This is a genomic window from Microbacterium sp. cx-59 (assembly GCF_020805625.1).
In the GTDB taxonomy this organism is placed as follows: domain Bacteria; phylum Actinomycetota; class Actinomycetes; order Actinomycetales; family Microbacteriaceae; genus Microbacterium.
Genome location: NZ_JAJHGO010000007.1, coordinates 630,466 through 651,799, shown reverse-complemented (window position 1 = coordinate 651,799; position 21,334 = coordinate 630,466). Strand labels below are relative to the sequence as shown.

21 protein-coding genes are annotated in these 21,334 nt (G+C 67.3%); 7 read left to right on the top strand and 14 right to left on the bottom strand.

What is annotated here, in order from left to right; translation table 11 throughout:
• Window positions 1–90 precede the first annotated feature (90 nt).
• Together LMI96_RS16165 and LMI96_RS10560 are read left to right on the top strand one after the other, a co-directional pair.
• Window positions 91–561 carry an aromatic amino acid lyase gene (locus tag LMI96_RS16165; protein ID WP_267059504.1) on the top strand — a complete coding sequence of 157 codons (471 nt, stop codon included), beginning with the start codon at window positions 91–93 and terminating at the stop codon, window positions 559–561.
• Window positions 464–1,546 (top strand): aromatic amino acid lyase, encoded by a 1,083-nt coding sequence (locus LMI96_RS10560; RefSeq protein WP_267059502.1) that lies wholly within the window; start codon window positions 464–466, stop codon window positions 1,544–1,546. Before LMI96_RS16165 ends, LMI96_RS10560 begins: the two co-directional genes overlap by 98 nt.
• A 15-nt stretch (window positions 1,547–1,561) precedes the next feature.
• Here LMI96_RS10560 and hutI read toward each other — a convergent pair whose 3' ends face one another.
• The 5 genes from hutI to LMI96_RS10535 are packed head-to-tail and all read right to left on the bottom strand — an operon-like array spanning window position 1,562 to window position 8,072.
• Window positions 1,562–2,701, bottom strand: coding sequence for an imidazolonepropionase (gene hutI, locus LMI96_RS10555; RefSeq protein ID WP_228361474.1), 1,140 nt, complete (start codon window positions 2,699–2,701; stop codon window positions 1,562–1,564).
• A gap of 38 nt (window positions 2,702–2,739) precedes the next feature.
• A complete protein-coding gene (gene hutU, locus LMI96_RS10550; protein WP_228361431.1) occupies window positions 2,740–4,446 on the bottom strand; it encodes a urocanate hydratase in 1,707 nt (568 codons plus the stop codon).
• 27 nt (window positions 4,447–4,473) lie between these two features.
• Complete coding sequence (locus LMI96_RS10545; RefSeq protein ID WP_228361430.1) at window positions 4,474–5,673, bottom strand: formimidoylglutamate deiminase; 1,200 nt, start codon at window positions 5,671–5,673, stop codon at window positions 4,474–4,476.
• Entirely contained in the window at window positions 5,670–6,866 is a 1,197-nt protein-coding gene (locus LMI96_RS10540) for an allantoate amidohydrolase (protein ID WP_228361429.1), read from the bottom strand. The genes LMI96_RS10545 and LMI96_RS10540 overlap by 4 nt, the downstream gene beginning before the upstream one ends.
• 3 nt (window positions 6,867–6,869) lie before the next feature.
• Window positions 6,870–8,072: a cytochrome P450 gene (locus LMI96_RS10535; RefSeq protein ID WP_223721964.1), complete on the bottom strand. Its 1,203-nt coding sequence runs from the start codon at window positions 8,070–8,072 to the stop codon at window positions 6,870–6,872.
• A 167-nt stretch (window positions 8,073–8,239) separates the two neighbouring features.
• On the opposite strand from LMI96_RS10535, the gene LMI96_RS10530 reads away from it, so the two are divergent.
• Window positions 8,240–9,241 (top strand): PDR/VanB family oxidoreductase, encoded by a 1,002-nt coding sequence (locus LMI96_RS10530; protein WP_223721965.1) that lies wholly within the window; start codon window positions 8,240–8,242, stop codon window positions 9,239–9,241.
• Window positions 9,242–9,284: 43 nt separating this feature from the next.
• On the opposite strand, the gene LMI96_RS10525 is transcribed toward LMI96_RS10530, so the two are convergent.
• From LMI96_RS10525 to LMI96_RS10515, 3 genes are all read right to left on the bottom strand, one after another.
• A complete protein-coding gene (locus LMI96_RS10525) occupies window positions 9,285–10,112 on the bottom strand; it encodes an IclR family transcriptional regulator (protein WP_223721966.1) in 828 nt (275 codons plus the stop codon).
• A complete protein-coding gene (locus tag LMI96_RS10520) occupies window positions 10,109–10,795 on the bottom strand; it encodes an IclR family transcriptional regulator (protein ID WP_223721967.1) in 687 nt (228 codons plus the stop codon). Before LMI96_RS10520 ends, LMI96_RS10525 begins: the two co-directional genes overlap by 4 nt.
• A gap of 332 nt (window positions 10,796–11,127) precedes the next feature.
• Window positions 11,128–11,397, bottom strand: a complete 270-nt coding sequence (locus LMI96_RS10515) for a hypothetical protein (protein WP_228361428.1) — start codon at window positions 11,395–11,397, stop codon at window positions 11,128–11,130.
• Window positions 11,398–12,376: 979 nt separating this feature from the next.
• On the opposite strand from LMI96_RS10515, the gene LMI96_RS10510 reads away from it, so the two are divergent.
• Both LMI96_RS10510 and LMI96_RS10505 read left to right on the top strand, forming a co-directional pair.
• The gene (locus tag LMI96_RS10510) at window positions 12,377–13,042 is read left to right on the top strand and encodes a hypothetical protein (RefSeq protein ID WP_223721969.1); all 666 of its coding nucleotides are present in this window, start codon (window positions 12,377–12,379) and stop codon (window positions 13,040–13,042) included.
• A gap of 26 nt (window positions 13,043–13,068) precedes the next feature.
• Entirely contained in the window at window positions 13,069–13,524 is a 456-nt protein-coding gene (locus LMI96_RS10505; RefSeq protein WP_228361427.1) for a hypothetical protein, read from the top strand.
• Between the two features lie 266 nt (window positions 13,525–13,790).
• On the opposite strand, the gene LMI96_RS10500 is transcribed toward LMI96_RS10505, so the two are convergent.
• Window positions 13,791–14,153 carry a hypothetical protein gene (locus LMI96_RS10500; RefSeq protein WP_223721971.1) on the bottom strand — a complete coding sequence of 121 codons (363 nt, stop codon included), beginning with the start codon at window positions 14,151–14,153 and terminating at the stop codon, window positions 13,791–13,793.
• 587 nt (window positions 14,154–14,740) lie between these two features.
• The gene (dnaB, locus tag LMI96_RS10495; protein WP_223721978.1) at window positions 14,741–16,105 is read right to left on the bottom strand and encodes a replicative DNA helicase; all 1,365 of its coding nucleotides are present in this window, start codon (window positions 16,103–16,105) and stop codon (window positions 14,741–14,743) included.
• Window positions 16,106–16,715: 610 nt separating this feature from the next.
• Between dnaB and LMI96_RS10490 the strand changes: the two genes are divergently transcribed.
• Both LMI96_RS10490 and LMI96_RS10485 read left to right on the top strand, forming a co-directional pair.
• Window positions 16,716–17,729, top strand: coding sequence for a hypothetical protein (locus LMI96_RS10490; protein WP_228361426.1), 1,014 nt, complete (start codon window positions 16,716–16,718; stop codon window positions 17,727–17,729).
• Between the two features lie 84 nt (window positions 17,730–17,813).
• Window positions 17,814–19,343, top strand: coding sequence for a chaplin family protein (locus LMI96_RS10485; RefSeq protein WP_228361425.1), 1,530 nt, complete (start codon window positions 17,814–17,816; stop codon window positions 19,341–19,343).
• A gap of 163 nt (window positions 19,344–19,506) precedes the next feature.
• Here LMI96_RS10485 and rplI read toward each other — a convergent pair whose 3' ends face one another.
• Genes rplI through rpsF form a run of 4 tightly spaced genes read right to left on the bottom strand, consistent with a single transcriptional unit; the run spans window position 19,507 to window position 21,198 of the window.
• Window positions 19,507–19,959, bottom strand: a complete 453-nt coding sequence (gene rplI / locus LMI96_RS10480) for a 50S ribosomal protein L9 (RefSeq protein ID WP_228361424.1) — start codon at window positions 19,957–19,959, stop codon at window positions 19,507–19,509.
• Between the two features lie 11 nt (window positions 19,960–19,970).
• A complete protein-coding gene (gene rpsR / locus LMI96_RS10475; protein WP_223721982.1) occupies window positions 19,971–20,225 on the bottom strand; it encodes a 30S ribosomal protein S18 in 255 nt (84 codons plus the stop codon).
• Between the two features lie 56 nt (window positions 20,226–20,281).
• Window positions 20,282–20,836: a single-stranded DNA-binding protein gene (locus LMI96_RS10470; RefSeq protein WP_228361423.1), complete on the bottom strand. Its 555-nt coding sequence runs from the start codon at window positions 20,834–20,836 to the stop codon at window positions 20,282–20,284.
• A 5-nt stretch (window positions 20,837–20,841) separates the two neighbouring features.
• The gene (gene rpsF / locus LMI96_RS10465) at window positions 20,842–21,198 is read right to left on the bottom strand and encodes a 30S ribosomal protein S6 (protein WP_223722536.1); all 357 of its coding nucleotides are present in this window, start codon (window positions 21,196–21,198) and stop codon (window positions 20,842–20,844) included.
• Window positions 21,199–21,334: the final 136 nt, after the last annotated feature.

The window sequence follows — 21,334 nt, the reverse complement described above, 5'->3', positions numbered from 1 at the left end:
AAAGACTCTTGCCGTACCGTGAAAAGCTTTCGTCCTCCTGTGATGATGAAAGCTCCGCTCCGCGTTCGCCCTTCGAGCCCCGAGGATCTGATGATCACCATCACCGCCCGAACTCCCGTGACCCAGATCGTCGAGATCGCACGGAACATCGCCCCCGTCGAGGTGTCACCCGACGTGGTCGCCGCCGTCTCCCGCGCGCACCTCGAATCGGCCGCGCTCTCGGCTCGCATCCCGACCTACGGCCGCACCACCGGGTTCGGCGCGAACAAGACCGAGGCCGTCGCCGACGATGACGCGGAACACGGTCTCCGTCTCCTCCGCAGCAGCGCCGTCGACGCCGGATCGCCTCTCCCCGATGACGCGGTCCGAGCGATGCTCGCCGTGCGACTGGTGCAGCTGTGCACCCCCGGCGCCGGCCTCGACGCGAACATCCTGCCCGCCCTCGCCGCGATGCTCACGAAGAATGCGCTCCCCTGCGCTCCCCCGCATCCTGGAATTCGGCTCCATCGGCACCGCGGACCTCGCCGCGTTGTGCGGAACGGCGCTCACCCTCATGGGTGAGCGCCCCGCCACGGCGCCGCTGGAAGCGATGGCCCCGTGGAGCAAGGAGAGCGCCCTGCCGTTCGTCTCCAGCAACGCCCTCACGATCGGGCGCGCCATCCTCGCCGCACACGATCTCCGAGAGCTCGTCGATGCGGGGCTCGTCGTTTACGCGCTCACTGCTGCCGGACTGGAGTGCAACCCCTCACCGTTCCATCCCGCCGCCGCTCGAGGAGTGGGATTGGCCGGATCGGAACGGTTGGCCGAGCGCGTCCGCGCGCTCCTTCACGACGGTGCTCCTCGCCGCATCCAGGACCCCTACGGACTCCGCGCCTTCCTCCCCTCGACCATCGGCCTCGTCGAGGCACTCGACCGCCTGGATCACCTGCTCGACGCGATCTCGCACGCGGCGCAAGAGAACCCGTTGTTCGTGTTCGACGAGGAGGGAAAGGGTCTCACCGTCGCCCACAACAGCAACTTCCTGCAGGCACCGCTCTCGCTCACGGTGGATGCGGTGAAGGTCGCTCTGGCCCAGACCGTGCCGCTGAATGTGTCCCGCATCCGGATGATGACCGAACCCGAACACACCGGACTCGCCCCGTTCCTCGCGACCGGTGCGGCGAGCGCGTCGGGGGTCATGATGATCGAGTACGTCGTGGCCGGCGCGTACGGTTCCCTCCACTCCGCCGCGCAGCCGAACAGCCTCACCACCGTCGTGCTCTCGCGCGGCGCGGAAGAGGATGCGAGCTTCGCGAACGAAAGCGTGGTGCAGCTCGAGCGAGCGGTGCATGCCTACCGCGCCGTCATCGCCGGCGAACTCGTCATCGCCGCGCGGTTGTTGCGTCAGCGCGGCATCGCACCGGAAGCCCTGACGTCTCCGTCACTCGCTGCGGCATACCGCGCCACCGCGCAGCTCGACCCCGACGACAGTGATCGTGACCAGCGACCCGACCTGCAGGAGGCCGAGCGACTGATCCCGGTCCTCGCCGCGCTCGCGCGGGACTGAGCCGGCCGGCAGACCTCACACCATCCGGACGCCCTGGCGCCACACGCCCCAGGTCAACGGCATTCCCGGTCGATAAGCCAGGTGGATCGCCGCCGGCGCATTCAGCACGTGGAGGTCTGCCCGGTGCCCCACCGCGACCGACCCGACGGGGGCAACTCCGGCGGCCACTTGTGCGACATCACGCCCCAGCGCGCGGGCGCCCCCGCGCGTACCCGCGCGGACGGCTTCGACGATGGTGAGTCCCATCTGCAACACCGCAGTGGCGACGCAGAAGTTCATCGACGTCGTGTACGACGTGCCCGGATTGCAGTTGGATGCGAGGGCCAGGACGGCGCCCGCATCCAGCAGTCGGCGGGCCGGTGCGAGCGGTGCCCGCGTCGACAGGTCGCAGGCGGGCAGGACCGTCGCCACGGTCTGCGATCCTGCGAGGGCGTCGACATCGCCCGCCGACAAGAAGTTGCAGTGGTCGACACTTGCCGCGTCGTACTCCACCGCGAGCTGAACGCCCTGCCCGGGACCCATCTGGTTTCCGTGCACGCGCAACCCGAGCCCGGCCGCGCGCGCCGCCGACAGCACGCGCGCGGTCTGGTCGGGCGTGAACGCTCCGCTCTCGCAGAAGACATCCGCCCATCGCACGTGCGGGCGGACCGCGTCGAGCATCTCGCCGCACACGAGGTCGGTGTACTCGTCAGCATCCATCCCGTCGGGAACCAGGTGGGCACCGAGGTAGGTCACCTCATCGACGAGGTCGGCGGCGACGACCGCCGACCTCGTTTCCTGCTCGACGTTCAAGCCGTAGCCCGTCTTCGTCTCGAGGTAGGTCGTCCCCCCGGCGACCGCCTCGGCGACACGGCCACCGACGAGCGCGCGCAGGCGCTCATCGGTGGCCGCACGTGTCGCCGACGTCGTCACGGCGATACCGCCCGCAGCGTAGGGCCGACCCGCCATCCGGGCTTCGAACTCCGCTGACCGGTCGCCGTCGAAGACGAGGTGAGTGTGCGAGTCGACCCACCCCGGAAGCATCGCGCGACCGCCGACATCCGTCCGTCGATCGGCCGCCGGAACCTCGGACGAATGCCCGACCCAGGCGATCAGCCCCTCCTCGACCACGACGGCGCCGTCTCGGATCGTCCCGAGATCGTCGTCCTGCGTCATCAATTCACTGATGCCCGTGATCAGTTCTGCGGTCACGATCAGTCCTCGGGGAGCATCGGGATTCGCACGCCACGATCGCGGGCGACGTCGATCGCCTTCTCGTAGCCCGCATCAGCGTGCCGGATCACGCCCATGCCGGGGTCGTTGGTGAGGAGCCGTTCGAGCTTCGCCGCGGCGAGCTCGGTGCCGTCGGCAAGGCCCACCTGGCCGGCGTGGATGGAACGACCGATGCCGACACCTCCGCCGTGGTGGATCGAGACCCAGGACGCACCCGAGGATGCGGCCGTCAGTGCGTTCAGGAGGGGCCAGTCGGCGATCGCATCCGAGCCGTCCTTCATCGCCTCGGTCTCCCGGTAGGGCGAGGCGACCGAACCCGAGTCCAGATGATCCCGACCGATGACGATGGGCGCGGATACCTTGCCCTCGGCGACGAGCCGGTTGAACAGCAGACCGGCCTGGTGACGCTCTCCGTAGCCGAGCCAGCAGATCCGGGCGGGAAGCCCTTCGAACTCGACATGCTTCTGCGCGGCATCCAACCAGCGATGCAGGTGCTCGTTCTCGGGGAACAGCTCCTTGAGCGCCTGGTCGGTCACCTCGATGTCACGCGGGTCTCCCGACAGCGCGACCCAGCGGAACGGGCCGAGGCCCTCGCAGAACAGCGGACGGATGTAGGCCGGCACGAAGCCGGGAAAGTCGAAGGCCCGGTCGTATCCGCCCTGCCGTGCCTCGTCACGGATCGAGTTACCGTAATCGAACACTTCGGCACCCGCATCCAGAAAGCCCACCATCGCTTCCACGTGCGCTGCCATCGAGGCTCGTGCACGGTCGGTGAAGGCGACGGGGTCCGCCTCTGACGCCGCAACCCACTGGTCCACGGAAATGCCCACCGGAAGGTACGAGAGCGGATCGTGGGCGGACGTCTGATCGGTCACGATGTCGACCGTGAATTCGCCTGCCCGGTGGCGGCGCAACAACTCGGGGAACACCTCCGCGGCGTTGCCGACCAGACCGACCGACAGCGCCCGCTTCTCCGCCTTGGCCGCCAGGACCTTCGCCAGGGCGGCATCGATGTCGGTCTCGACGTCATCGAGGTAGCGCTTGCCCTGCCGACGGCGCAAACGGGTCTCGTCCACGTCGACGATGAGGACAGCGCCCCCGTTCAGCGTCACCGAGAGCGGCTGCGCACCGCCCATGCCGCCGCATCCGCCGGTGAGGGTGAACGTTCCCGCCAGCGTGCCGCCGAACCGCTTCTCGGCGATCGCGGCGAAGGTCTCGTAGGTCCCCTGCAGGATTCCCTGGGTACCGATGTAGATCCATGACCCTGCGGTCATCTGGCCGTACATCATGAGGCCCTCCGCCTCGAGCCGGCGGAACTCGGGCCAGTTCGCCCAGTCGCCGACGAGGTTCGAGTTCGCGATGAGTACGCGCGGCGCCCACACGTTCGTCCGGAGCACCCCCACCGGCTTACCGGACTGGACCAGCAGCGTCTCATCGTCTTCCAGCGTCTTGAGCGTTTCGACGATCGCGTCGAAGGCCTCCCAGCTGCGCGCAGCGCGCCCGGTGCCGCCGTACACGACGAGATCCTCCGGGCGTTCGGCGACCTCGGGATCGAGATTGTTCATCAGCATCCGAAGCGGCGCCTCCGTCTGCCAGCTGCGAGTCGTCAGCTCCGTGCCCCGCGGCGCGCGGATGGTGCGAGTGGGGTCGTGCCGGGTGAACGTGGCCGGGGTGGTCGTGATGCTCATGGTGTCCTTCGGATCGGGGCGAGTGGGTCAGAGATCGAGGCGGGTCAGGGCGTCGGCGTACAACCTGCCGGGGTCGCCCAGCGAGGTGTGTTCGCCGTCTCGGGCGACGACGGTGCCGGCGATGCGAACCTCGGCGATGTCGGCAGCGGTCGCGGTCAAGGGAAGCTGGTCGAGGTCGGAACCCGCGGTGCGTGCGGTGTTCCGCCGCACGAGCAGCACGTCGTCGGAGAGGCCGAGCCCGAGGCTGCGGCGTCCGCCGTCGACCGCCGCCGAGATGATCTCCGCGGGGGTGAAACGTCCACGGAGCTGGGCGCCGAGGCGCTCGTGGTGCTCGAGCCCGCGCATCTCGAGGAACGGATCGAGCACGGCGTGCTGGTCGCTGCCCAGGGCGATCGTCGCGCCGGCGTCGTGGAGTGCCCGCGCCGGCCCGATGCCGTCACCCAGATCGGCTTCGGTCGTCGGGCACATGACGATGGTGACCTCTCGTCGACCGAGCAACGCGATGTCGGCGTCGGTCAGGTGGGTGGCGTGGACCGCGGAAAGGCGAGGACTGAGGAGTCCGCTTCGTTCGAGAAGCTCCGTGGGGGTGACCCCGTGGGCATCGAGACACGCGACGTTCTCCGCTTGTTGCTCCGACAGGTGTACGTGCAACGGCAGCGCCGGATCGAGGTCGGAGGCGATCACGGTCAACTGATCCGCGGGCACGGCGCGCACCGAGTGAATGGCCGTGCCGACGGTCACGAGTGCACCGGCTTCTTCGGCCAGGGCGGCGCGCAGCGAATGAACCCGACGCACCCAGGCCGCAGCATCCCCGTCGGAGAAGCGTGTCTGGGCGGCGGCGAGCGGCTGACCGATACCGCCGGCGAGGTAGCAGGTGTCGAGCAGGACCAACCGGATGCCGGCGGCCGCGGCGGCACGTGCCAGCGCGCGCTCCATGTCGTGATCGGCGTAGGGCGTCCCGTCCGGGCGGTGGTGCACGTAGTGGAATTCGCCGACCGCGGTCCAGCCGGAGACGACCATCTCGGCGAACACCGCCGTCGCGAGCCGCTCGTAGCCCGCCGGGGTGAGCGCCGATGCCGCGGAGTACATCTGTTCGCGCCACGTCCAGAAACTTCCCTGCTCCCGGTGGGTGCGTCCGCGAAGAACGCGATGGAAGGCGTGGGAGTGCGCGTTCACCGGGCCGGGAACGAGGGCGATCGTGGAATCGACGGCGGTGATCGCGGTCACAGCAGCGCCTCCAGGACATCAGCGAGCGCACGCGCGCCGGCCTCCGCATCCGAGTCCTCCACGTGTTCTTCGGGCGAGTGACTGATGCCCTCCGCATTCCGGGTGAAGAGCATGCCGCTCGGCACCACGGCAGAAAGAACGGCCGCATCGTGGCCGGCCCCGGTGTCGAGCACGCGCCCACCCGGCAGCGCGAGCGCCATCTGTGCGCGCAGCCCCGGGTTCAGGTGCACGGTCGGGCTCAGCGACTCCTCGATCAGCATCGACTCACAGCCCTCCTCGGCCGCGGCAGTCTCGGCCGCCGAGGCGATCCGCGCGACGAGGTCGGCCGTCACCAGGTCGTCCGGGTGACGAACGTCGAGCCATACTTCGACGCGGCTGGCGATCACGTTCGCGCCGCCGGGCACCGGCAGGATTCGACCGACCGTGGCGCGCGCATGGGGAACGGATGCAGCGAGCTGCCGCACGGCGAGCACCACCTTGGCCGCGACGATCATGGGGTCACGGCGATCATCCATCAGCGTGGTCCCCGCATGGTTGCCCTGGCCGGTGAGGAGGAATCGCCACCGACCGTGTCCGAGGACGGCGTCACCGATCGCGACCGGGGGCCCGCAGTGACCCAGCCCGCGACCCTGCTCGACGTGGAGTTCGACGAACTGTCCGATCCGCGCCACCGCGGCAGGGTCGGCGCCGATGTGCGCCGGATCGATGCCGTGGTCGCGGGCGGCCTCGGCGAACGTGCGACCGTCGGCATCGACCAGCGCACGGGCTCGGTCGGGGTCGAGCGCGCCGGTCATCAGACGAGATCCGAGACAGGCGACGCCGAATCTCGACCCCTCCTCCTCGGGGAAGACCACGGCCGCGATGCTGCGGGTGAGCTGCAGCCCACGGTCCCGGAGATGATCGATCGCGGCGAGCGCCGAGGCGACGCCGAGCGGCCCATCGAATGCGCCGCCGCCGGGAACGGAGTCCAGGTGCGACCCGGTCACGAGAGCGCCATCGTGGGGCGCGCCCCACCACGCCCAGATGACCCCGTTCCGATCCGTCTCCACGTCCAGGTCCCGCGCGTGCGCGGCCGCGCGGAACCAGTCGCGCAGATCGGTCTCGGCGGCAGAGAAGACCGGACGGGTGTAGCCGCCACGCACGGGATCACGCCCGGTGTCTGCGATCTCCCCGAGGAGCGATGTGACCGACATCGGTTATGCCGCGTCAATCGAGACGGGAAGGCTCGCGTAGCCCTTGAGCGTGGTGTGGACGAACGGCTTCACGTCGCCGGTGAACTCGATCCGCTTGACGCGTTTGGCGAAGGTCGTCAGCAGCACATCCATCTCCAGCCGGGAGATGGGCTGTCCGACGCACTGGTGGATGCCCATGCCGAACGTCAGGTGACCGGAGGAGTCGCGGTCGATGTCGAAATCGGCGGCGGTCGGACCCCACTTCGCTTCGTCGCGATTGGCCGAACCGATGAACAGCAGCACCTTCGACTCCGCGGGCAGAGCGATACCCCCGAGCTCGGTGTCGACACTCGTGGTGCGGTAGAACGATTGGAAGGGAGAGTCGTAGCGGAACGCCTCGTCGATGGCGAACTTCATCAGACGGGGATTCTCGTGGACTCGCGCGTATTGATCGGGGTGCGCGGCGAGCGCGCGCAGCGTGTTCCCGAGGGCGATCACGGTGGTGTCGAGTCCGGCGGAGAGCATGGCTCGCACCAGAAGCGTCGCCTCTTCCGGCGGGATGTTGCCGGCGTCGGCCTCCGCCCAGATGCCGGCGCCCATTCCGGTCGGATCGAGGCGTTCGCGGGCGCAGTTCTGCAGCACCCACTCGTAGGTGCCCTCCGCGTCATTGCGGTGCTCGAGGGCGATTTCGTTCAGGGGACCGAACGTGGCGAAGTTGGCCGCGCCCTGAGGAATGAGGTTTTCCGCGCGACCCTCGCGAGGAATCCCCACCGCATCGGCGAAGACGCGCAGCGGGTAGACCTCCGCGAAGTCGGACACCGCGTCGAATGAACCGAGATCGATGACCCGAGTCACGAGCTCATCGGCGAACTCCTGGAAGCCGGCGCGGAGCGAGCGCATGTTCTTCGGGTTGATGACCGAGGTCATCGCCGCGCGCATGCTGGTGTGGTTCGGGGGGTCGACTTCGAGGATGCCGGGCTGTCGCAGCGGTGGCGCATGATGGATGTTGACGATCCCCACCCCCGCCCCGGAGATGAACGTGCGGTAGTCCTCGAGGATCGCCCGTACCTCCGCGTCGCGGCCGAATGCATGGACGCCGTACTGCTCCAGCCATGCGGCGGGACCCGCACCGCGCAGCCGGTCGAAGAAGGGATACGGATCCACGAGGATCTCCCGCTCGTAGGGGTCTTCGTGCATACGCGGGGCGTGGCTGCTCACGATGGACATGAAGATTCCTCTCGATCGGGGCCCCGCGACGCGGAGCGTTCGTACGGTATCCGCGCGATCCCGGGCGGCAACATGGGCATTCCCACGCTGCAAGAACGGGCGTTGCGGCCCCTTCTTGCTCCGTCGTTCACTTCAGCTACGACCCCGTTCTCCAGGAGGAACCCGCGATGACGAACGACGCGCAACGGCATTCCCCGCCGGAGTTGCCCCGAGGTTTCGTGGACGCACGAGTCGTCCGCCGCAGGCAGATCTCCGACGGCGTCGTGTTGCTCGATCTCGACGTGCCGACGAACTCGGGCACGACGACCGCGGCAGGCTCGCACATCGAGGTCTTCCTCCCGCTCGGAGTCGGGGGTGAAGTCCGCCACTACTCGGTGTGCCGGGCGGAAGAGGGCACCATCCAGATCGCCGTGCTGCGGGAAACGGACGGTCGCGGCGGATCGGCGTGGATGCACGATCACGCTGACGTCGGCGTCACTCTCATGGCCCGTGGGCCGCGCAACACGTTCACGTACGCGCCGACGGGCCCCGCCCTGTTCATCGCGGGCGGGATCGGGATCACACCCATCCTGCCGATGATCGAGGAGGCACGAGAAGCCGCCATCGACTGGAAGCTGGTCTATGCCGGGCGTTCGCTCGCGAGCATGGTGTTCGCGGACGAACTCGTCCGCGCCGGCGGAGACATCGCCCTGTGGCCGGCGGACACGCGAGGGCGCGTAGACCTGGGCGAGGTCATCGCGCACACCTCCGCGGAGACGACGATCTACGCGTGCGGTCCCGACCGGATGCTGACAGAGCTGCGTGCGCTGTGCGCGGTGAGTGGCCACACTCTGGTCTCGGAGGACTTCTCGATCGGTCGGATGGAGGAGGCCGCATCCGTCGACGTCCGGGTGGAATCCGACGACCGGGAGTTCACGGTCGAACTGGCTGACGGCACCGAGGTTGTCGTTCCGCGCGGGTGCTCCATCCTCACCGCGCTCGGGGGCGCGGGGATCCGGACGCTCAGCTCCTGCCAACGCGGAGAGTGCGGAACCTGCGAGACGCCGATCATCTCCGGCGAAGCCGACCATCGAGACAGGGTGCTGTCGGAAGAGGAGCGAGCGGCGAACGAGGTCATGATGATCTGCATCTCCCGAGCCAAGGGAGACCGGCTCGTCTTGGACCTCTGATTCCCTCGACACCATCCGGATGCTCTTCGCTTCGCCGTCGGGGTCAGCTGGCGATGAGCCGCGAGGCGGCGACCGGCGAATCGAGGAGCGCAGAGAGGCTGGCGGCAGCCCGCAGCAGCCGCGCGCGCGTCTTCGCAATCCACGCGTCGTCACAGCGCGACTCGACCCCGGCGACAGCGAGAGAACAGACGACTTCGCCGCCCAGGGCGAAGACCGGCACGGCCACAGCGACAGCACCCTCCGTGAGTTCGCCCCGCGACACAGCCCATCCACGCTCGCGAATCTGTTGCAGTTCACGCACCAGGGCGTCAGCACGCAGCGTTCGATCGGTGACCTGGCGGATTCTGCCGGATACGACATGAGTGATCACGCTGGCCGGGGCGTGCGCCAGCAGGACCCGCTGACCCGTTCCCGCGTGGAGAGGAAGAAGCTGATTGGTACGGAAGGCGATCCGCTCCGGTTTGGGCGACTCCACCTGACGCAGGCACATGGCGTTGGTGCCGATCCGCGCCGTCATCACCGACGTCTCACCGGTTGCCCGGGTGAGTTGGTCGAGAATCGTGAACCCGACTTCGACGAGGCGGGCACGCGCTCGGTCGTGTCCGGAAAGCTCCGCGAGGCGCCATCCCGCGACGTACGAGCCGTCGTGTTCTTCGACGAGTGCGAACTCCCGGAGGGTCCGCAGGTAGCGGTAAACCGTGCTGAGCGGAAGGCCGAGATCGTCCGCGATGTCGACGGCACGCGCCTCGCCGCTGTCGGTGACCGACGTGAGGATCTTCAGCCCCCGAACGAACGCGCTCTCGCGCCGCGTTGCTGTTTCGGCACCGATGTCGGCGATCGATGCACCGGTGGGCTCACCGGCCTGCGTCACGTCACCGACTCCGGCCCCGATCCGACAGCATCCAGCTCGGGCGTCGCGACGGAGAACAGGTCCGCTGTCTCCGCCTGCAGCAACGCACCCCAGTCGGCGATCGCGCCAGGCGTGCAGCGGAAGCTCGGCGCAACGATGCTGATGGCTCCGAGGATCCGGCCTTCGGATCGGATCGGAACGGCCACCGCCGTCGCATCCGTCTCCACGCCACCCTCCGCGACGGCGAACCCTCGCGGAAGAGGTGCACCACTCAACACGAGTCCGGCCGCCGTCCCCTCCATCGGGATCGTCGCTCCCGTCCATGTGCGGTGACGAACGGCGCGCGTGCCTTCGAGTGTCGCGATGTAGGTCGCGCTGCCCGGCTGGCCCCGAACGCTCAGGTAGACCGACTCCCCCGTCTGGTCCACGAGACGACCCATAGCCGGCCAGGCGAGATCGACGAGAGAATCCTGGCTGAGCGCGCGCAGACCGAGCTGGAAGATTCGTCCGCCGGGCACGTATTCGCCGGACTCGTCTCTGCGGACGAACCCCGACATCTCCAACGTGCGCAACAATCTCAGCGAAGTGCTGGGGGAAAGATCCGTGCGACGGGCGGCTTCCGAGAGCGTGACCCGGCCCCGGTCGCACACGACAGCAAGGAGCGCGAGTGTCCGTTCCGCAGAACGAGTTGCAACCTCAGCCATAGCAATGCCTCCGTGTTCAAGGCCGAAGATATCGGCGCGATGTGATGTCGGCTTTTCCAGCGTGTTTCCAACAGGCAACAGTTGCTTGCCACTCTATGACAAGCGTGAACTGGCGCTCGGATGCGGGCACGCGACCGTGCGCCGTGCGTGACAGCAGACCCGCAGACCGACGCGGCGAACGCACGAGCTGCGTCGGCTCTGGCCCGCGCTATCTCATAAGGACGGCCCCGGGCATCGCTCTTCGGGGTTGCGCCATCAGATTCGGCCGTTGATGCGGAGGTCTATCATAAGCGCCGAATGCGGCACGGCACGAGCTCTGTGCAGCCGGCCACCTACCAGATGGTGCCGCCGCCGACGGAGATCCCACCCCAGGTGAGCGCGATGAAGATGGCCGCGAACACGACGGGCGCGATGCCCTTGCCGCTACGCGCGAGCCCTTTGAGGAGGGCGATCACGGCGAGAACAGCGGCCACGACAGAGAGGCCACCGCCGAGGATCAGCCCGATGAACAAGGGGATCGGCATGAGCACGAGGCCGATCAGTGCGAACCAGAACGCGGCCCAGGCCGTGGGATTGGAGCGGCGTTCAAGAAAGGACGACATGCCTCATTATCCCGCGTCACCGCTGTGGCGCGATCTACCGATGGGCGCTATGGGAGCATCCCGGGTGCACGCTCTCGCTTTTCGCGGGGTGCGTCTATTGATTTTCTGGCAGTTGATAGTCCGGTGGCATCGAGTGGCTACACCTATTCACGTTGACCTTTCTTGGAGTATCGGAATAGAGCGGGCTAAATGTCCGCTCGACGGGGAGCCGCCAACCCCGCTCAATCATGCCGTCGTGGTCAGTCACACCCAAGAGTCCGAGACTTCACGGCTGACGACTCGGAGTTTCGGATCTCGTCGGGTTCGGAGCACCGCACGGCGCTCGGACGCCTGGTCATCCCCCCATGCCGGGCAAAGCCGCCACAGCAGACAATGATCCCGCTTCATCACAAGCGCCTTTTGCTTCCGCGACCGCGGCCCCGAAGGCAGGATGGGCGGCCCCGACCCCGTCCTTCGCCGCTTCGACGACTCGACGCATGGATGACGAAACGTCTGTGTCTCCGAGAATGAAATAGAGCCACGCGTCCCGTACAGCGTCCAACCGAGCCTCGTACGCCGTCGCGTCGATAACGCCCGTCTGGTGTTGCCATTCAGTGCGAAAAACAATCCCGTCAAGCGCACCGAGTTCTCCGCACTCCCAGTCAACGTCCGGCAGTCCGTCAGCCGGCCTTTCCTGGCTGACAGGAGCTTCCTCGACAGGGGCAGCGCTCGGTTTGCTTGTCACGGCGGGAGAAGCAGATTGTGCGGCGCAACCGGATAGGAGCAGCGCCCCGCTTGCAAGAATGCACGGCACCAGTAGCCGTCCAGCGGGTCGTCGTTGCGAGAAAGTCATACGAGCACGATACGACACGAAGGCAGGTATCTGCAGCGCGACGCGACAAGAACAATCGTCAATGCATCCTTCACTTGTTCGAATGAATGTGGGACGCTGTGGATCCAGACGCCACTGAGAAGCCGACAAACAATGTGACAACGGCGAATGGTGACCAACGAACAGGGGGACTTCTTGAGTAGAGAAAGCCGGACTTCCGGCGCACGGCGTCGCATTTCACGGTCCGATTCACATTCTTCTGCCGACGACGGGAACCGAAGCCGAGGACGAATAAAGCGTGCACTTTCGACGTCCGCCGCGACGGGCGTCGGCGCGATTATCGGCCTAGCTGCCGTTGTCGGGGTCTCGTCCGTCGCGTCCGCCGAGGCCGCCCCTGATGTGCCGCCGAATCTCGTCTCTCAGGCAGATGTGTCCGAAAAGTGGGCGGAGACGGTCAGGAGCAGCGAGCTAGTTCTACCCGTCGGGGTGACGCTTCCAGACACGCCGCCATGGATCTTCTCCACCGACGATGCGGCGGCGGACACCTACTACGAGGCCACCATGTTCGACCAGGTGGCGCTGCAGTACTCGCGATGCGCGTGGCTGAAGGAAGAGCTTGGCTCGATCCCTGCAGGGCAACTGCGAGCCCCGGCCGACGACGGTGTGTATGCGGAGGTCGAGGCCTCGTTTGAGGAGGCGCTGCCGGCGACTTCGCAATCTGAGTACCAGGAGTATCAGCAGGTCCTGACTGACGAGGCAGCGCAGCTGGGCGTCTCCAGCGCAGAACTCGAGTACGCGGACAACTGCATGCTCTACACGGGAGAGGCGAACTGATCATGGATAGGACTCGCACTCGAACGATGGCACTCGTGCGCGCCGCGCTGTGCGGCGCGCTCCTCACCGGGTTGGCTGCTGGAGGCGCCGGCGCTGCAGCCGCCGCCGAGCTGAATACCGGCGGCACCCAATCCGGAGTCTCGTACGTTTACTGGGGAACGCCTCGGTACAACAGTCACCAGCAGAACGGCATGCAGGGCCGTTCGATCTCGACAAGCGGCTGGGGAGGAAGTTGGGAAGCCTTCACGCTCGGTGCCCGCAACGGAAGTGCCTCGTCCGCGACGCAAATCGCACGCGTAGACCTCACGAGCGTCGTCGGTGCGGGTGTATGGAGGACGTTCACTACTCCCAGCGGCAGCTCGGCAATTCCCAGAGGGAACTTCTGGCTCACGACGCACCTCGACACCTTCTGCGTCACTGGCGTCGATTGCCCTGGAACGCAGCAGGTGTCTTTCAACATCGGTCTGCGTTGGGATCTCTAGCAGTCGCCTCTGCCAGCATGGTCGGCGCCCGGCATGGCCTCCTCTGACTGTTAGGCGACCAGACCTCCTGACTAGAGCCGACGCGGGCGACGCCCGTGCCGGCTCTAGTCAGGCGGAGATCTCGCAGCGAGACTTCGGCCGGGGAAGGGCCGCCCGGCATCGGGCACGAACCGTCGCCGTTCGCACGCCGTTGGCGGACCGATTCTTGAACGCTCGGCGGCTACCGCGAGCTTCAGACTCACACAAACGTGCTCAGCTGTGGGGTGCTAAATCAGGCACGAAGCGGCGGCGGCTCCGCCAACAAACAGCTGTCCGGCGAGAAGGAACTGGGCTACAGCGATTCCAATCGCGGTGCCCGCAATCATCACAACCAGAACATGGCCGACTGCCGATGACCGGGTGCGCTTTCCGGCCGCCGCTGTCGACCAAAGCACCACTGCCCCAATGGCGTACACGACGATGAGTGGCACCAGGCCGAGCAAAGCCCCGTATCCACCCATACTCGTTCCGGCTGCCAATGCCCGGCACTCGTCAGTGCGCTCCTCGCTGAACGCCCATCCGAACCACGTCCACGCCACCGGCATGACGAGCACAGCTCCCAGCGTGCCGAACACCCAGAACAGCGTCATTGCCAGACGTGGTCGCGTCGTCCGCGGAACTGACGGAGCGGGCGGGTGTGCTCCAAGCGCATCGTTCACCCCTGAAGGCTACCCACCGGTCGTCCAAATTCTTGCTTTGTCAACGCATTCAAAGGGGACGCTCCGCAGGAGCAACTCGATTTCAGGTCTCACCGGCTGCTGCAAACGACACTGGAGCCCGGTTCCTCCGACTTGCCGAGCGAATTTTCTCGAACAATGTCCCCCAAATGGCCTACACGGAGATTGCTGCGGGGAATGGTAGGAATGATCCAAGCTTCGCTCATATGGCCCTCAGACGTCATTTCCGCAAGGAATCCGCTGGCCGCCTGCTGCGTTTGTTTTCGGTACACATGACCCGCTCCAAGAACGTAGGTGGCCCTTGAGTTCTTTCACACGCACACCTTTGACCCGCCGTGTTGTTCTGCAGGTCGGAGCGCTCTTTTCAGCCATCTGTCGCTGATGCGAAAGGAGGGCGAACGCGCAGTCAGTCTGCTGCCGCCTTTGGACTTGTCAAAATTGTCATCTCTGGACAAGTGCGATGGGAATTTGACATGTTCAGCGGGAATTTACAACCGTCGCTACATCCCCGCGGCCATGTCGGTGAAGCGGGAGAAGTGGCCCTGGAAGGCGATCTCGATCGTGGCTGTGGGGCCGTTACGGTGCTTGGCGACGATCAGGTCGGCCTCGCCCGGGCGCACCTCTTTGTCGTAGACCGAGTCGCGGTGCAGCAGCATGACCATGTCGGCATCCTGCTCGATCGAGCCAGACTCACGCAGGTCGCTGACCTGCGGGCGCTTGTCGGTGCGCTGCTCGGAACCACGATTCAACTGCGACAGCGCGATGACCGGAACCTGCAGCTCCTTCGCGAGCAGCTTGAGCGCACGCGAGAACTCGCTGACCTCCTGTTGGCGCGATTCGACCTTCTTACCGCTCGTCATGAGCTGGAGGTAGTCGATGATCACCATCTTCAGACCCACGCGCTGCTTCAGGCGTCGGCACTTCGCCCGGATCTCCACGAGCGTCATGTTCGGGCTGTCGTCGATGTAGAGGGGCGCGTCGTTGATGCGGCCACGGGTCGCGGCGACCGTCGTCCAGTCGCGCTGGTCGAGCGTGCCCTTGCGCATGTTCTGCAGCGGGATGGCGCCCTCGGCGCTCATCAGACGCATCGCGATCTCGCTACGACCCATTTCGAGCGAGAAGAAGATCGTCGGCATGTCGTGCTTGATGGCTGCGGCACGGGCGAAGTCGAGCGCGAGCGTCGACTTACCCATCGCCGGACGCGCGGCGACGACGATCATCTGCCCGCCGTGCAGACCGTTCGTGAGCTCATCGAGCTGCGCGAAGCCGGTGGGGATGCCCGTCATCGAGCCGTCGCGACCGCGAGCCGCCTCGATCTCCTCGACGGCCGCGTCGACAGCGATCGTGAGGGGCACGTAGTCTTCGGCAGTCTCGGCGCCCGTGACAGCGTAGATCTCGGCCTGCGCGGAGTTGACCAGCTCGGTCGCTTCGCCCTGACCGGCGTACCCCATCTGCACGATGCGCGTGCCGGCCTCGACCAGACGGCGCAGCAGCGCGCGCTCCGAAACGATCGTCGCGTAGTAGCCCGCGTTGGCGGCCGTCGGCACGATCGAGGTCAGCGTGTGCAGGTAGTCGGCACCGCCGGCACGCTGCAGATCGCCGGTCTTGATGAGCTCATCGGTGACGGCGATGACGTCTGTCGGCTCACCGTGCGAGTAGAGCGTGAGAATCGCTTCGAAGATCAGCTCGTGCTTGGGCACGTAGAAATCGGTGCCCCGGATGCTCTCGATGACGTCGGCAACGGCGTCCTTCGAAAGCAGCATGCCACCGAGGGTGCTCTGCTCGGCGAGGGTGTCGTGAGGAGGGGTGCGCTCGTGCTCGCGGGGCTTACCCAGGCGGTCCTGCGGGATCTCGGCGATGGACACGGTTGTCCGCTCCCCTTCTCCGCGCGCAGGCGGTGTCGTTCTCAAAGCGTGGTCGACCGCGGATGCGGTTCGGGCACTGAATCGCATTCTCGTTCGGGTCGAAATGATGCAATCACGGACATCCGACACGGGCGCGCGCGGTACTGGCGCCCTGGTGCGATCGGGTTCCCCCTGAGGTGCACCCCACGCTAAGCTCGCCGGTTCCCGGGCGCAAACCGGCCTGTGGATAACCATGTGGACAGATTGCGTGAAACGCCGCGAGAGCTGTGCACAACTCCTGTGGAGAACTTCGCTCGCTCGACTCCGCGCAGCCAATTTTCTGCTCTGGACCTGGTGTTTCTGTTTCCACATCCGGTGAGTTTCGCTGTGATTAAAGTCCACCTTTAAAGTTGCGGCAGGACCGGAGTTGTGCACAGGTGGCTGTGGGCAACTCTCGCCCCGTCCTCGCCTGCTGACCCGCCGATCTTCGCCATCCGATCGCGCTTGGAGACGCCCGCATCCGGCGTCCCGCGTGCAAAATTTTTGCCGCACCCCCTCGCGCATCGGCGTCCGCAGGAGTATGTTCCTGTGAACCGGCTGAGCCTCGACACGGATGCACAGGGGGTGACACGTGAGCGAGATCGCAACGACGCGACCGAGACATGCGCTGCGGCTAACGCTGCTCGCGACGGGCGCCGGCGTGCTCTGGGCCGCGGTCGCTCTGTTCTCGCCGACCGACGCGCACGCCGACGCACCGCAGGACGACCCCGGTGGTCTGGTGGGCCTGGTCTCCGGCGTCACGAACGGCGCCTCGGGGCTCGTCGGATCGGTCACCGAGACCGTGGCCGTCGCTGTTCCCCCGCTCGCGCCCGTCGTGGACGCGGTCTCCCAGACGGTCACTCACGTCACGGATGCGGCGGATCACACCGTGCAGGCCGTGCCCGAGGTCGTGCCGCCGGTGGCCGCGGTCGTCGAACCCATCGTCACCGAGGTCGTGCAGCCCGTCGTCAGCGAGGCTGTCACCGAGGTCGTGCAGCCGGTCGTCGATACCGCCGTCACGGTCACCGCGCCCGTCCCCGTCGTTGGCGAACTCGTCGACGGCATCGTCGCCGCGGTCGATCTTCCCGGCGCAGTGGCGACCGTGCCGGGCATCGCAGAGGCAATCGACGGCGTCGTCACGGCCATCCTCACCGGACCGGTGAGCGGGTCGACGTCGCCCGGCCTGCCGGGCCTTCCGGGGCTCCCCACGACCATCGGCCTCCCGAGCGCCGCGGGTGATTCCTCCGCGGCCGGGGTCGACGCCGAAGCCACGGCTGGTCTCGACACCGCCGCCATCTTCTCCGGCACCTTCGCCCCGTTCGGGAAGACCACGGGGCTCAGCTCCCTCGCCCTCCCGGGTACGGTCGTCGGCGAGCGCAGCGCGGCGGACACCGCTCCGCCCGCTGGTGCACCCGAACCACCGTCTCCGGGCAGCACAGCTCCGCCCGCGAACAGCGGCGCCTACTCGTCGGGCGGCCAGGCAGCGGCGGCGCTGCACCCCTCGGCGCATCACCTCGTCGTCCCCGACTCGTCCTTCCGCTCGCATGTCGCGAGCGATCGCCTCCCCGCGTGCCCGGTCGCTGAGACCGACACCTCTCCCGACTGATCGCCGACCGGCCGCGCCTCGCGCACGGCACATGGTCATCGCGCGCTCTCGCGCGCACCCCAACGATCAATCAGGAGAACAATCATGCGTACATTCGTGAAGCGAGCGCTCCTCGGAGCACTCATCGGAGGCGGCCTCGCCGTCTGCGGAGCAACGGTCGCCACCGCGGCCGAGACCGACGGGCAGGACGGCATCCTCTCCGGTACTCAGGCCCTCATCGGCGTCGACGTGCCCGTCACCATCGGCGGTAACGCGATCTCGGTGCTGGGCGACAGTGCGTCGTCGGATGCGGCCACCACCGCACCGGCGCCGGCGCCCGCCCCCGTCACGACGACGGACGGCGCCCACGCGATCGGCTCGGGCACCCAGGCCCTCATCGAGGTCGTCGTGCCGGTGACCGTCGCCGGAAACGGCATCTCGATACTCGGCGACAGCGAGTCGACGGATGCCGAAACGGCCGCACCGGCGCCTGCCGCGGCTGCGCCGGCTGCACCGGCGCCCGCCGCGTCGGCCGAGACGTCGGGGGAGGACGGCATCGTCTCCGGCACGCAGGTCGTCGCGCCCGTCCAGGCACCGATCACGGTCGGCGGCAACGCCATCTCCGTGCTCGGCGACAGCGAGTCGACGGGATCGGATGCGGGTACGAGCGGCGGAGCCGCAGCATCCGGTGCCGACGCCACCACGGACGGCACCAAGAGCGTTCTCGGCGGCACGCAGGCGATCATCCCCGTGACGGCTCCCGTGACGGTGGGCGGGAACGCCATCTCCGTCCTCGGCGACAGCCAGTCGACGGGGTCCGGTGCGGGTACGGCCGGCGGAACCGGTGCCACGACGGGCACGTCGTCGACCGACGGTACCGACGGCGTCGCTGGCGGTACCCAGGTCGTTGCGCCCGTGACGGCACCCGTGACCGTGGGCGGCAACGCCATCTCGGTCATCGGCGACAGCCAGTCGACCGACTCGAATGCGGGTACGAGCGGCGGAGCCGCAGCATCCGGTGACGACGCCACCACGGACGGCACCGAGAGCATTCTCGGCGGCACGCAGGCCATCGTCCCCGTGACCGCACCCGTCACCGTAGGCGGGAACGCCATCTCCGTCGTCGGCGACAGCGAGTCGACCGACTCGACGACGGCGGTCCCCGCCACGGGCACGACCGACGGACCGGTCACCGCGGGTGGCGACAGCATCCTGGGCGGCACGCAGGTCGCCGTTCCGGTGACGCTGCCCGTGACGATCGGCGGCAACGCCGTGGCGGTCATCGGTGACACGACGACCACCGGGCCCACCGTCCCGACCACCCCGGTCACCCCGGTGACGCCGGTCATCCCGGTCACGCCGGTTACGCCGGTTACGCCGGTTACGCCGGTCACCCCGGTCACGCCGGTCACGCCGGTGACGCCGGTGACGCCGACCGTCCCCACCACGGGCGACGGTGACGCACTGGCCCCGACCGCACGCGGTATCGCGGTCGTCGCCGCAACGGCCGTGTCGGCAGGCAACGGCGCGACGCTCGCCGAGACCGGAGGCACGGACGCAGGTCTCCTGCCCCTCGTCGCCGGACTGCTGATCGCCGCCGGTCTGCTGCTCACCGCCGCTCGCCGCCGCGCCTGAGCACACGCCGACCCACCCCTCTGCGCCCGAACCACCCCTTTACGAGCCGCCCATAACGGGGCCGCTCGGCGATAAGGGGGTGGGTCTGCGCAGGGAGCAAAAAACGGATGGCGCGGAGTCGATCGGACTCCGCGCCATCCGGTGTGCCCGTGAGGGCGAGGTATTACTTCGCGGCGACCACCTGGAGGGTGATCACGGCGGTGACGTCGTCACGCAGACGAACAGTCGCCTCGTGCGAGCCCACCGACTTGATCGGGGAGGTGATCTGAACCTTGCGCTTGTCGATCTCGCCGATGCCGGCGGACTTGACAGCGTCAGCGACGTCGCCGGTCTTGACCGAACCGAACAGACGCCCTTCGGCACCCGCCTTGACGGTCAGCGTGACCTTGCTCGACTCGAGCGCGTTCTTGAGAGCCACAGCGTCTTCGTGTGCGTGGATCGCGCGGGCGTCGCGAGCGGCGCGAATCGACGCCACCTGCTTCTCGCCACCGCGGGACCAGGTCACAGCGAAGCCCTGGGGAATGAGGTAGTTGCGGGCGTACCCGCTCTTGACCTCGACCACGTCACCGGCGCTACCGAGCCCGGTGACTTCGTTCGTGAGAATCAGCTTTGCCATCTCGATACCCCTTAGCGGCCAGCGCCGGCGTAGGGCAGGAGCGCCATTTCGCGCGCGTTCTTGATCGCACGGGCGATCAGACGCTGCTCCTGCACCGAGACTCCGGTGATACGACGGGCGCGGATCTTGCCACGCTCCGAGATGAACTTGCGAAGCGTGCTGACGTCCTTGTAATCAATGACGCCAACGCGGATCGCCTTCGCGGGAGCAGCGTTCTTCGCGCCCTTCCGCGGCTTGCGGCGGTCGCCGCTCGACTTTCCAGCCATGTTGGTTCCTTAGAAGTTGTGTCGGATGCAGCGATGCTGCATCCGGAATCGTGAGATCAGAACGGGGTGTCGTCGCCGTAGGTGCCAGGAGCACCCCAGGCGTCGGCTCCGCCGCCGCTGTTCGAGCTGTTGTTCGCGTTCGCGTTGGTGTTGCCACCTGCGGAGCCGGGGGTGGCCCACGGCTCATCCGCGACCTGGCCGCGAGACTGTCCGCCGCCGCCGCCGCCGTTGCCGCCGCCGCTTCCACCGGCTGCGCGCGTCACCTGTGCGGTGGCGTAACGCAGGCTCGGGCCGATTTCGTCGACCTCGAGTTCGATGGACGTGCGGTTCTGGCCCTCGCGGTCCTGGTAGGAGCGCTGCTTCAGGCGACCGGTCGCGATGACACGGCTTCCCTTCGTCAGCGATCCCGCCACGTGCTCAGCGAATTCACGCCAGACACTCGCGCGGAGGAACAGCGCGTCGCCGTCCTTCCACTCCCCCGACGCACGGTCGAAGTTGCGCGGAGTCGAGGCGATCGTGAAGTTCGCGACGGGCAGCCCGTTCTGCGTGTAACGCAGTTCGGGGTCGGCCGTGAGGTTTCCCACGACGGTGATGACAGTTTCGCCAGCCATGAGGCTTACGCCTTTGCAGCCTTCGCGGGAGCAGCAGCCTTGCGGGCAGCCTTCTCCTCGGCACGCTTCGCTTCGGAGGCGACCAGTGCGATGGCCTCTTCTGCGCGGAGGACCTTCGTACGCATGATGAGCTCGCTCAGCTTCAGCTGGCGGTCGAGCTCCTGCGTGGCCTCGCTCGTGGCGGTGAAGTTGACGACGGCGTAGATGCCCTCGGTCTTCTTCTGGATCTCGTATGCGAGCCGACGACGACCCCATACCTCGACACCGTCGATCGAGCCACCATCATTCGTGATGACCTTCAGGAACTTGTCGAGGTTCGGGGTGACCTGACGCTCGTCTACCTCGGGGTCGAGGATGACCATGAGTTCGTACTGGTGTGAGTGCGTCACTAACCCACCTCCTTCGGACTAGAACGGCTACCGGGCATTTCCCGGCAGCAGGAGGGTTGATGCACGTCGTCGGGGCTTACGCAGGCATGGCTGCGACCAGACAACCTCC

What these genes read in the sequence shown, in the direction of transcription:
- rpsR (WP_223721982.1), bottom strand. Translation starts at nt 20,225, where the DNA reads ATGGCTGGAAAGTCGAGCGGCGACCGCCGCAAGCCGCGGAAGGGCGCG.
- LMI96_RS10485 (WP_228361425.1), top strand. Translation starts at nt 17,814, where the DNA reads ATGCGTACATTCGTGAAGCGAGCGCTCCTCGGAGCACTCATCGGAGGC.
- rplI (WP_228361424.1), bottom strand. Translation starts at nt 19,959, where the DNA reads ATGGCAAAGCTGATTCTCACGAACGAAGTCACCGGGCTCGGTAGCGCC.
- LMI96_RS10515 (WP_228361428.1), bottom strand. Translation starts at nt 11,397, where the DNA reads ATGTCGTCCTTTCTTGAACGCCGCTCCAATCCCACGGCCTGGGCCGCG.
- LMI96_RS10500 (WP_223721971.1), bottom strand. Translation starts at nt 14,153, where the DNA reads ATGACGCTGTTCTGGGTGTTCGGCACGCTGGGAGCTGTGCTCGTCATG.
- LMI96_RS10535 (WP_223721964.1), bottom strand. Translation starts at nt 8,072, where the DNA reads ATGTCCATCGTGAGCAGCCACGCCCCGCGTATGCACGAAGACCCCTAC.
- LMI96_RS10540 (WP_228361429.1), bottom strand. Translation starts at nt 6,866, where the DNA reads ATGTCGGTCACATCGCTCCTCGGGGAGATCGCAGACACCGGGCGTGAT.
- hutU (WP_228361431.1), bottom strand. Translation starts at nt 4,446, where the DNA reads ATGAGCATCACGACCACCCCGGCCACGTTCACCCGGCACGACCCCACT.
- LMI96_RS10530 (WP_223721965.1), top strand. Translation starts at nt 8,240, where the DNA reads ATGACGAACGACGCGCAACGGCATTCCCCGCCGGAGTTGCCCCGAGGT.
- LMI96_RS10505 (WP_228361427.1), top strand. Translation starts at nt 13,069, where the DNA reads ATGGCACTCGTGCGCGCCGCGCTGTGCGGCGCGCTCCTCACCGGGTTG.
- LMI96_RS16165 (WP_267059504.1), top strand. Translation starts at nt 91, where the DNA reads ATGATCACCATCACCGCCCGAACTCCCGTGACCCAGATCGTCGAGATC.
- LMI96_RS10470 (WP_228361423.1), bottom strand. Translation starts at nt 20,836, where the DNA reads ATGGCTGGCGAAACTGTCATCACCGTCGTGGGAAACCTCACGGCCGAC.
- LMI96_RS10520 (WP_223721967.1), bottom strand. Translation starts at nt 10,795, where the DNA reads ATGGCTGAGGTTGCAACTCGTTCTGCGGAACGGACACTCGCGCTCCTT.
- rpsF (WP_223722536.1), bottom strand. Translation starts at nt 21,198, where the DNA reads ATGGTCATCCTCGACCCCGAGGTAGACGAGCGTCAGGTCACCCCGAAC.
- LMI96_RS10560 (WP_267059502.1), top strand. Translation starts at nt 464, where the DNA reads ATGCGCTCCCCTGCGCTCCCCCGCATCCTGGAATTCGGCTCCATCGGC.
- LMI96_RS10510 (WP_223721969.1), top strand. Translation starts at nt 12,377, where the DNA reads ATGGTGACCAACGAACAGGGGGACTTCTTGAGTAGAGAAAGCCGGACT.
- hutI (WP_228361474.1), bottom strand. Translation starts at nt 2,701, where the DNA reads ATGACGCAGGACGACGATCTCGGGACGATCCGAGACGGCGCCGTCGTG.